Here is a 9,180-nt window from a genome sequence, read left to right on the forward strand (position 1 = left end):
CAGTACCCAGTACCCAGTACCCAGTACCCAGTACCCAGTACCCAGTACCCAGTACCCAGTACCCAGTACCCAGTACCCAGTACCCAGTACCCAGTACCCAGTACCCAGTACCCAGTACCCAGTACCCATTGACGAAAGGAATCGACATGACCCAACCCTTCTCTATCGCCATTCATGGCGGTGCCGGCACCATTGAACGCAGCCTGATGACCCCAGAATTGGAATTGGCCTATCGCAAGGCTCTGGCCGAATCGGTATTGGCCGGTTATCGCGTATTGGAGCAGGGCGGCTCGGCTGTTGATGCGACAGTGGCGGCAGTGACCGTGATGGAAGACAGCCCATTATTTAATGCCGGGAAAGGCTCAGTGCTAACCTATGAAGAGGCCGTGGAAATGGATGCCTGTGTCATGGAGGGAAATGCACTGAATGCAGGGGCGGTGACCCTGATCCGTCACATTAAAAACCCTATCCAATTGGCGCGGGATGTCATGCAGAAAAGCCCGCACGCCATGCTTGCCGGTGAAGGGGCTGAACGGTTTGCCTTCAAAGAATGCGGCTATACCTACACCGAGCAGGACTACTTTTTTACCGACCGGCGCTACAAAGAACTTAAAGCAATGAAGAAAAGCGGCGGTGTGGCCTTGTCGGAAGCCCGTTATCCGGATGAGAAAAAACACGGCACAGTGGGTGCGGTGGCTTTGGATAAACACGGGAACCTGGCGGCGGCAACCAGTACAGGCGGTCTGACCAACAAGCGTTGGGGGCGGGTAGGGGATACACCGATTATCGGCGGGGGCACCTTTGCACGCAATGGCAATGTGGCTGTGTCTGCTACCGGCATGGGCGAGCTTTTAATGCGCTGCGCGGTGGCAGGGGATATTGCCGGACGCATGCAATATGGCCATGACTCAATCGAACAAGCTTGCCGTGATGTGATTCATGGTGATTTCCTGAACCTTGGTGGTGAAGGTGGCGTCATTGCGATTGATGCTAACGGGCAGGTGAATTTCGAATTGAACTGCCCGGGCATGTACCGCGCGACGGTTAACGAGAACGGGGAGGCACTGGTGGCGATTTTTGCGGATGAGGCGTTTCGGGTAGAGAATGGAAACTAGGTCCTAGGTCCTAGGTCCTAGGTCCTGGGGGGGAGTTGCTTTGCTCTTCCCCCGTACCTAGGACCCGCTGTTACCAGCTTCCCGCAATCAATAATGCGGTGGCGGTGTTTCTTCCGACATGCTGGCAATGTTTGCCGGCTCCATCGCTTTGAGTTTGGTGACCAGAAATGCGATTTGGGTGTTCATCCTGTCGATGGTTCGTTGTTGCTGGGTGATCGCATCATTGAGCTCTTCGATGGTGTGTTCCTGAAAAGCCTGTTTGATCTCCAGGTCGTCAATCTGATTCTGAAGACGCTGCTCTGTCTCTGTCATTGCTAACTTCTCTAGTTTTCCGCTATCCACGCCTGGGCAATCCCGGCAGAAGTGCCGGAAATAATACGCCCGGTGGGGTCAATGGCGACATCATACACCACCGCACTGGGCGGGCGGGTATTTTGTTGTTCTTCCGCTAGCCAGCGGCCAATATTGCTGCCGGTTTCAGAATCCCAGTATTCAACCCGCCGACCCGGCGTACCGGTCACCAACTTGCTGCCGTCATCCGAGAAACGGGCAGAAGAAAAATTGGAATGGCGGTGGAACATTCTGAGTTCACTTTGCGGCTTGCCAGTGGCCAGATCCCATATTATTGCGGAATCATCACCATCAGCTGAAAAAGCATATTTGCCGTTGCGGTGTAGTTCGACACGGGTGATACGGTGTTCGTGGGGGAATTCGTTTAGGATCTGGCCGCTTTCCGTGCTCCAGAAATAGGCGTTATGATCATTTCCGCCTGACAAGGCAAATTTACCGTTGGGAGAGAGAGAGACGCTGTTAACTTTCTCTTTATGGGCAAGGAACTCCAGCCGGCGTCCGGTGCCTAAGTCGACGAACAGGGCTTTGCCGTTCGACAAACCAAGCAGGACTTTCTGGCCGTTATTACTGATGTCCAAATCTCGGATGATGCCATCGGAGATTGACCATAATCCTTCTGACGTGCCCCATGCCAAATCCCACACCGCAAAGTTTTGTGACGTGGCGGTAATGGCATAACGGTTGTTATCAGAGATTTGACTCGCAATGACCGTGTTTTTGTCCGGATCCTGATCACCCAGTTCTGCGAGTTGTCTGTTGTGCATCAAATCCCACAACAGGATACCCTGTTTGGTGGAAGCGATGAGTGCAAAACGGCCATCGCGACTGAGACTGAAACTGGTGACACCGTCTGGCTGCAGCGTCCAGCGCTGCGCTTCACGCGTAGAATGGAAGCATCCAGAAAGTGCTAACAGTGTCAGAATTAAGCAAATTGAGCCGACGAATTGTCGCATTACACTTGTGTTCCTTATCTGAGCCCCCTATAACGTCGAGTATATTGATCGTTTCGGGCTTTCGCATCGTTATCGCGTAAGCGAATACAAGAAATGTGGGTTTTATACCAACGGAGTCACTAATGAAATCAGTTTTTAAAATGTCGCTGCTGGCTGCTGCTGTTGCACTGACCGCAGTCGGTTGTCAGGAAGACGCGAAAGAAGAAACCGCTAAAGTTGAAGCACCGGTTGTGGTTCAAGAGACGGTTTCATTTGCTTCTGAAGACGACAAAGCGGCATATGCCATTGGTGCATCGCTGGCGCAGTACCTGAAAGCGAACTTGGAGCAACAGGCTGAACTGGGTTTGGCACTGAGCAACGATCTGGTACTGCAGGGTGTGCAGGACGCATTTGCTGGCAACACCAAACTGAGCGATGAAGAAGCGCAAATGGCGCTGCAAGCACTGGATCAGCGCGTTGCGGCAATTGCACAACAAAAAGCACAGGAAAAATCTCAAGCGGCAGTAAAAGCCGGTGAAGATTTCCGTGCACAGTTTGCCAAAACAGAAGGCGTGACGACCACGGATTCTGGCCTGATGTATCAGGTAGAGAAAATGGGTGACGGTCCTAAGCCTTCTGCAGAAGACACAGTGGTTGTTCACTATAAAGGTACATTGACTGACGGTACCCAGTTTGACAGCTCTTACGATCGTAACCAGCCGGCAACCTTCCCGCTAAACCGCGTGATCCCAGGCTGGACTGAAGGTGTTCAGCTGATGCCTGTTGGCTCTAAATTCAAATTCGTTATTCCACCTGAGCTGGCTTATGGCGCTCAGGACACGCCGGCTATCCCTGCCAACTCTACGCTGGTATTTGACGTAGAATTGTTGGAAGTGAAAGGCCAGGACGCCGCGAAATAATCGCCCGCCCTGTTGCTGAAACAGCAAAACGCTTTAAAGCCCCGGTTTGAAACCGGGGCTTTTTATTTTGTGCCATAAGCGCGGGTTGGGTAACAAATCCGGCGCAATATTTGCTGCGTATATCTGCAAACTGGGGGCGATTCAGTATACACTTATCGCCAGATTTTAAAGTTTGCAGCTTTCGTTTATCGAATACGGTAAACGATATCCAACAAAGGAAGAGTAGCCTGTGGTATCGACAGACAGCTTTGGTGCCGATGTGATCGTCGAGAGTGACTATATCGAAAGCAACCCGTTTACCGAGCAAGATCGCGTTATCCTCAAATCCTATGAAGCAGTGGTGGATGGCCTTGCAGCCCTGATTGGTCAGCACTGTGAAATCGTGTTGCATGCGCTGGAAGATTTGAACCGCTCCGCCATCAAAATTGCCAATGGTGAAAACACCGGTCGCCAGGTGGGCTCGCCTATCACGGATTTGGCGTTGCGTATGTTGCGTGATATCGAAGGTTCAGAGCGGAATTTTTCCCGTGCTTACTTCACCCGTGCGAAAGGAAACACCCTGATGAAATCCATCACGGTGGCTATCCGTAACGGCGACAACCGCATCATTGGCCTGCTGTGTATCAACATCAACTTGGACGCTCCTTTTTCACAGGTACTGCAAGCCTTTATGCCAACCGAAGAAGCGCGCCAGGCGGTGTCTTCTGTCAACTTCGCCAGCGATGTCGACGAACTGGTAGACCAGACGGTTGAACGCACCATTGAAGAAATCAATGCGGACAAGTCGGTATCTAACAACACCAAGAACCGCCAGATCGTCATGGAGCTGTTTGATAAAGGCATTTTCGATATCAAAGATGCCATCAACCGGGTGGCTGACCGCCTCAATATCTCCAAGCACACAGTTTATCTTTACATCCGTCAACGCAAAGGCGAGGACGGTGAAAAATGAGCCTGAGCTATGTGCTGGTGGTGAGCGGGCCGGTTTATGGTCGCCAATCTTCACTAACAGCGTACCGCTTTGCCAAGGCACTGCTTGAGAAAGGACACACGTTAACACGTGTGTTTTTCTATCAGGACGGGGTATCCAATGCCTCGTCGTTGACGGTACCCGCCAATGACGAATTTGATTTGGCCAAAGCCTGGCAAGCGCTTGCGACAGAATCCTGTGCTGAACTCGAAACCTGTGTAGCCGCTGCGCTTCGCCGGGGACAGCTGAGCGAAGAGGAAGCCAAGCAACATGGCTTTACTTCTTCAAACATGGCTTCAGGCTTTACGCAAGCAGGACTTGGAAGTTTGTCAGAGGCATTGCTGACCGCCGATCGCGTTATCCAGTTTTAGGTGAATCATGAAAAAGTTGGGTTTTGTTTTTTCCAGCGCGCCTCATGGCTCAGCCGCTGGGCGTGAAGGATTGGATGCCGTACTGGCAACTTCTAATTACAGTGAAGATTTGGTGCTGTTTTTTGTCGGTGATGGCGTGATGCAACTGTTGGCTGGCCAATCGCCAGATACCGTGCTGTGCCGCGACTACATATCCACCTTCAAAATGCTGTCACTTTGTGATGTTGAAGAGGTGTATGTTTGTGCTGAGTCTTTGGCTGAAAGAGGCTTGTCCGAACAACCGCTTATCATCAGCGCAGAGAAGGTGTCAGCGGATGAAATTGCCACGACACTGGGTCGTTGCAGCAAGGTTTTACAGTTTTAGATTTAGGGGTTTAGCATGCTTCATACCGTTAGTTCTTCCCCTTATGCGTCAGCTTCGCTGGCGAATTGTCTGCGCTATTCAGAGCCCCACAGCGAGATCCTTTTACTGGAAGATGCCGTTGTCGCTGGCATTTCTGGTGGACAGTGGCACGAAAAACTCATTTCGTCAGAACGCCGTGTTTACGTATTGAAAGAAGACGCGGTTGCCCGGGGGATCCTCGAAAATATCACCTCTCCATTCGAACTCATTGATATATCAGGGTTTGTTGATCTTACTGCCCGGCATGTCACGCAAATGACATGGTGATTCGGGTCGCCATCAACTAGCGTAAGGTACTGGGGTGACAGTGGTTATAAAACGATCTGCGGAAAGATCGTTGTATAAATCTTGACACCCCAATTGACGACATCTAAAATTTCGCGTCCCTACTTCTGTGGGGCATAGATTTTTCACACTTATATACGTAAGTAATATCAGGAGCTATTTAATGGCAACTATTAACCAGCTGGTACGCAAACCACGCATCAAGCAAGTTGCAAAAAGCAACGTGCCTGCGCTGGAAGCGTGTCCGCAAAAACGTGGTGTTTGTACTCGTGTGTACACCACTACTCCTAAAAAACCTAACTCGGCACTGCGTAAAGTTTGTCGTGTTCGCCTGACCAACGGTTTTGAAGTTACTTCTTACATCGGTGGTGAAGGTCACAACCTGCAAGAGCACTCAGTTGTTCTGATCCGCGGTGGTCGTGTTAAAGACCTTCCAGGTGTGCGTTACCACACCGTTCGTGGTGCACTTGACTGTGCAGGCGTTAACGACCGTAAACAAGGTCGTTCTAAGTACGGTGTGAAGCGTCCTAAGTCTTAATGGAATCCGTTAAGTAAGGCCAAACACTAATTAATTTGTAATTTTGAAAAAACTGAAAAGTTTTGGATAAAACCTGAAGAAGACAACGGAGAATTTCCATGCCACGTCGTCGCGTAATTGGTCAGCGTAAAATCCTGCCGGATCCTAAGTTCGGATCAGAGCTGCTGGCAAAATTTGTAAACATCGTAATGGTTGACGGTAAAAAGTCGACTGCAGAAAAAATCGTTTATGGTGCACTGGACATCATGGCAGAGCGTTCTGGTAAAGATCACCTGTCTGTGTTCGAGCAAGCTCTTGAAAACGTACGCCCAGCGGTAGAAGTTAAATCTCGCCGTGTAGGTGGTTCAACTTACCAAGTGCCAGTAGAAGTACGTCCTGTACGTCGTAACGCTCTGGCGATGCGTTGGTTGGTTGAAGCTGCGCGTAAGCGTGGTGAAAAATCTATGGCTCAGCGTCTGGCTAACGAAATGCTGGATGCATCTGAGAACAAAGGTACTGCTGTTAAGAAACGTGAAGACGTTCACCGTATGGCAGAAGCGAACAAAGCATTCGCTCATTACCGCTGGTAATACCTTTTTGGGCGCGACTTCGGTCGCGCCTAAACCACACTCTAAGGACTCCCTTAGTAAGAGGATACTACTGTGGCTCGTAAAACCCCTATTGAGCGCTACCGTAACATCGGTATCTGCGCCCACGTAGACGCAGGCAAAACAACAACAACAGAACGTATCCTGTTTTATACCGGTCTTTCCCATAAAATTGGTGAAGTGCACGATGGTGCGGCAACCATGGACTGGATGGAGCAGGAGCAAGAGCGTGGTATTACTATCACCTCCGCTGCGACTACAACTTTCTGGCGCGGTATGGATGCACAATTCACTGAGCACCGCATCAACATCATCGACACCCCAGGACACGTTGACTTCACTATCGAAGTAGAGCGTTCACTGCGCGTACTTGATGGTGCCGTAGTTGTATTCTGTGGTTCGTCAGGCGTTGAACCTCAGTCTGAGACTGTGTGGCGTCAAGCTGACAAATATGAAGTTCCACGTATGGTTTTCGTCAATAAGATGGACCGTGCGGGCGCAGATTTTCTGCGTGTGGTTGAGCAGATTAAAGCTCGACTGGGCGCAAACCCAGTGCCAATTCATCTGAATATCGGTGCTGAAGAAAACTTCCGTGGCGTTATCGACCTTATCAAAATGAAGGCGATCAACTGGAACGACGCGGATCAGGGCATGAGCTTCACATACGAAGACATCCCAGCTGACATGCAAGACCTGGCAGACGAGTGGCACCAGAATCTGGTGGAATCCGCTGCTGAAGCAAACGAAGAGCTGATGGACAAGTACCTTGAAGAAGGTGAACTGACTGAAGCCGAAATCAAGCAAGGTCTGCGTGAGCGTACACTGAACAACGAAATCGTACTGGCAACCTGTGGTTCTGCATTTAAGAACAAAGGTGTTCAGGCGGTTCTGGATGCCGTGATTGAATTCCTTCCTTCTCCTGTTGACGTTAAAGCGATCAAAGGCGAAGACGAAGATGGTAACGAGATCGAACGTCACTCTGATGACAACGAACCGTTCGCAGCACTGGCATTTAAAATTGCAACAGACCCATTCGTGGGTACCCTGACCTTCCTGCGTGTTTACTCAGGTGTGGTTAACTCTGGCGACACTGTGTACAACTCAGTGAAGCAAAAGCGTGAGCGCTTTGGGCGTATCGTACAGATGCATGCTAACAAGCGTGAGGAAATCAAAGAAATCCGCGCTGGTGACATCGCAGCCGCTATCGGTCTGAAAGATGTAACAACGGGCGACACGCTTTGTGCACAAGAATCTAAAGTGATCCTTGAGCGCATGGATTTCCCAGAGCCTGTTATTCAGATCGCGGTTGAACCACGTTCGAAAGCAGACCAGGAAAAAATGGGTATCGCGCTGGGTAAACTGGCGGCAGAAGATCCATCATTCCGCGTTGAAACTGATGACGAGTCAGGCCAAACCCTGATCTCGGGTATGGGTGAACTTCACCTGGATATCATCGTTGACCGCATGCGTCGCGAATTCAGCGTAGAATGTAACGTAGGTAAGCCACAGGTGGCATACCGCGAAACTATCCGTGGTAAGGCTGAAGTCGAAGGTAAATTCGTCAAGCAGTCTGGCGGTCGCGGTCAGTACGGTCATGTTTGGCTGAAACTGGAGCCATCTGAGCCTGGCGAAGGCTTTGTCTTCGTTGATGAAATCGTTGGTGGCACGGTACCGAAAGAATACATCGGTGCAGTGGGTAAAGGCGTTGAAGAGCAAATGAGTAGCGGTGTACTTGCCGGTTACCCAGTGCTTGACGTTAAAGCTACGCTGTTCGATGGTTCGTACCACGATGTTGACTCCAACGAAATGGCGTTTAAGATCGCTGCATCGATGGCATTCAAGAAGGGTGCACTTGAAGCGCAACCTGTGATTCTTGAGCCAATGATGAAAGTGGAAGTTACCACTCCAGAAGACTGGATGGGTGACGTAGTGGGTGACCTGAACCGTCGCCGTGGTTTGATTGGTGGTATGGACGAAGGTCCTGCTGGCTTGAAGATCATTCGCGCACAGGTACCACTGGCTGAGATGTTTGGTTACGCAACTGACTTGCGTTCAGCGACTCAGGGCCGCGCATCTTACTCTATGGAATTCAGTGAATATGCTGAAGTTCCTAAGAACATCGCTGAATCAATCATCGCAGAGCGTTGTTGATCGGCGATATTAATGCTGGCATTATCTGCCCGCGTTAATAAAAACTTCTGATCGCACTCACGACGGTGGGTGCGGCTCACAACTAGGAAGGAACACGATCGTGTCTAAAGAAAAATTTGAACGTACGAAACCGCACGTTAACGTTGGTACTATCGGCCACGTTGACCACGGTAAAACTACTCTGACTGCAGCTATCTGTACTGTACTGGCGAAAACTTACGGCGGTGCAGCGCGTGACTTCGCATCTATCGATAACGCGCCAGAAGAGCGCGAGCGTGGTATCACCATCTCTACTTCACACGTAGAGTACGATACTCCTACTCGCCACTACGCGCACGTAGACTGCCCAGGACACGCTGACTATGTTAAAAACATGATCACCGGTGCTGCTCAAATGGACGGTGGTATCCTGGTTGTTGCGGCAACTGATGGTCCTATGCCACAAACTCGTGAGCACATCCTGCTGGGTCGCCAGGTTGGTATCCCTTACATCATCGTATTCATGAACAAATGTGACATGGTTGATGATGAAGAGCTGCTGGAACTGGTTGAGATGG

The 9,180-nt window shown here is 50.5% G+C and carries 12 protein-coding genes; 10 read left to right on the forward strand and 2 right to left on the reverse strand.

What is annotated here, in order from left to right:
- Positions 1–146: 146 nt before the first annotated feature.
- A complete protein-coding gene (locus KU854_RS24345) occupies positions 147–1,115 on the forward strand; it encodes an isoaspartyl peptidase/L-asparaginase family protein (RefSeq protein WP_218360822.1) in 969 nt (322 codons plus the stop codon).
- Between the two features lie 87 nt (positions 1,116–1,202).
- Here the strand turns inward: KU854_RS24345 and KU854_RS24350 are convergent, their stop codons facing one another.
- Both KU854_RS24350 and KU854_RS24355 read right to left on the reverse strand, forming a co-directional pair.
- Positions 1,203–1,427: a SlyX family protein gene (locus KU854_RS24350; protein ID WP_054780702.1), complete on the reverse strand. Its 225-nt coding sequence runs from the start codon at positions 1,425–1,427 to the stop codon at positions 1,203–1,205.
- Between the two features lie 11 nt (positions 1,428–1,438).
- Positions 1,439–2,419 carry a WD40 repeat domain-containing protein gene (locus tag KU854_RS24355; RefSeq protein WP_218360823.1) on the reverse strand — a complete coding sequence of 327 codons (981 nt, stop codon included), beginning with the start codon at positions 2,417–2,419 and terminating at the stop codon, positions 1,439–1,441.
- A 122-nt stretch (positions 2,420–2,541) separates the two neighbouring features.
- Here KU854_RS24355 and fkpA point away from each other — a divergent pair, with 122 nt between their 5' ends.
- From fkpA to KU854_RS24400, 9 genes are all read left to right on the forward strand, one after another.
- Complete coding sequence (gene fkpA / locus KU854_RS24360) at positions 2,542–3,318, forward strand: FKBP-type peptidyl-prolyl cis-trans isomerase (protein WP_218360824.1); 777 nt, start codon at positions 2,542–2,544, stop codon at positions 3,316–3,318.
- A gap of 229 nt (positions 3,319–3,547) precedes the next feature.
- Positions 3,548–4,270 (forward strand): PAS domain-containing protein, encoded by a 723-nt coding sequence (locus tag KU854_RS24365; RefSeq protein ID WP_054780701.1) that lies wholly within the window; start codon positions 3,548–3,550, stop codon positions 4,268–4,270.
- Entirely contained in the window at positions 4,267–4,659 is a 393-nt protein-coding gene (tusD, locus tag KU854_RS24370; protein WP_218360825.1) for a sulfurtransferase complex subunit TusD, read from the forward strand. Before KU854_RS24365 ends, tusD begins: the two co-directional genes overlap by 4 nt.
- A gap of 7 nt (positions 4,660–4,666) precedes the next feature.
- Positions 4,667–5,023, forward strand: coding sequence for a sulfurtransferase complex subunit TusC (gene tusC, locus KU854_RS24375; RefSeq protein ID WP_218360826.1), 357 nt, complete (start codon positions 4,667–4,669; stop codon positions 5,021–5,023).
- A 15-nt stretch (positions 5,024–5,038) separates the two neighbouring features.
- Positions 5,039–5,329: a sulfurtransferase complex subunit TusB gene (gene tusB, locus KU854_RS24380; protein WP_218360827.1), complete on the forward strand. Its 291-nt coding sequence runs from the start codon at positions 5,039–5,041 to the stop codon at positions 5,327–5,329.
- A gap of 181 nt (positions 5,330–5,510) precedes the next feature.
- Positions 5,511–5,885 (forward strand): 30S ribosomal protein S12, encoded by a 375-nt coding sequence (gene rpsL, locus KU854_RS24385; protein WP_002535163.1) that lies wholly within the window; start codon positions 5,511–5,513, stop codon positions 5,883–5,885.
- Positions 5,886–5,983: 98 nt separating this feature from the next.
- A complete protein-coding gene (gene rpsG / locus KU854_RS24390; protein WP_054780697.1) occupies positions 5,984–6,454 on the forward strand; it encodes a 30S ribosomal protein S7 in 471 nt (156 codons plus the stop codon).
- A gap of 72 nt (positions 6,455–6,526) precedes the next feature.
- On the forward strand, positions 6,527–8,623 hold the full coding sequence (gene fusA / locus KU854_RS24395) for an elongation factor G (protein WP_218360828.1): 2,097 nt from the start codon (positions 6,527–6,529) through the stop codon (positions 8,621–8,623).
- Positions 8,624–8,723: 100 nt separating this feature from the next.
- On the forward strand, positions 8,724–9,180 hold a 457-nt coding region (locus tag KU854_RS24400; protein WP_218360829.1), incomplete at its 3' end, for a GTP-binding protein.

The organism is Enterovibrio paralichthyis (assembly GCF_019209835.1).
Classification (GTDB): domain Bacteria; phylum Pseudomonadota; class Gammaproteobacteria; order Enterobacterales; family Vibrionaceae; genus Enterovibrio; species Enterovibrio paralichthyis.

Bases quoted from the DNA above. Each gene is read 5' to 3' on its own strand.
- KU854_RS24345 (WP_218360822.1), top strand. From the start codon at position 147: ATGACCCAACCCTTCTCTATCGCCATTCATGGCGGTGCCGGCACCATT.
- KU854_RS24350 (WP_054780702.1), bottom strand. From the start codon at position 1,427: ATGACAGAGACAGAGCAGCGTCTTCAGAATCAGATTGACGACCTGGAG.
- KU854_RS24355 (WP_218360823.1), bottom strand. From the start codon at position 2,419: ATGCGACAATTCGTCGGCTCAATTTGCTTAATTCTGACACTGTTAGCA.
- fkpA (WP_218360824.1), top strand. From the start codon at position 2,542: ATGAAATCAGTTTTTAAAATGTCGCTGCTGGCTGCTGCTGTTGCACTG.
- tusD (WP_218360825.1), top strand. From the start codon at position 4,267: ATGAGCCTGAGCTATGTGCTGGTGGTGAGCGGGCCGGTTTATGGTCGC.
- tusC (WP_218360826.1), top strand. From the start codon at position 4,667: ATGAAAAAGTTGGGTTTTGTTTTTTCCAGCGCGCCTCATGGCTCAGCC.
- tusB (WP_218360827.1), top strand. From the start codon at position 5,039: ATGCTTCATACCGTTAGTTCTTCCCCTTATGCGTCAGCTTCGCTGGCG.
- rpsL (WP_002535163.1), top strand. From the start codon at position 5,511: ATGGCAACTATTAACCAGCTGGTACGCAAACCACGCATCAAGCAAGTT.
- rpsG (WP_054780697.1), top strand. From the start codon at position 5,984: ATGCCACGTCGTCGCGTAATTGGTCAGCGTAAAATCCTGCCGGATCCT.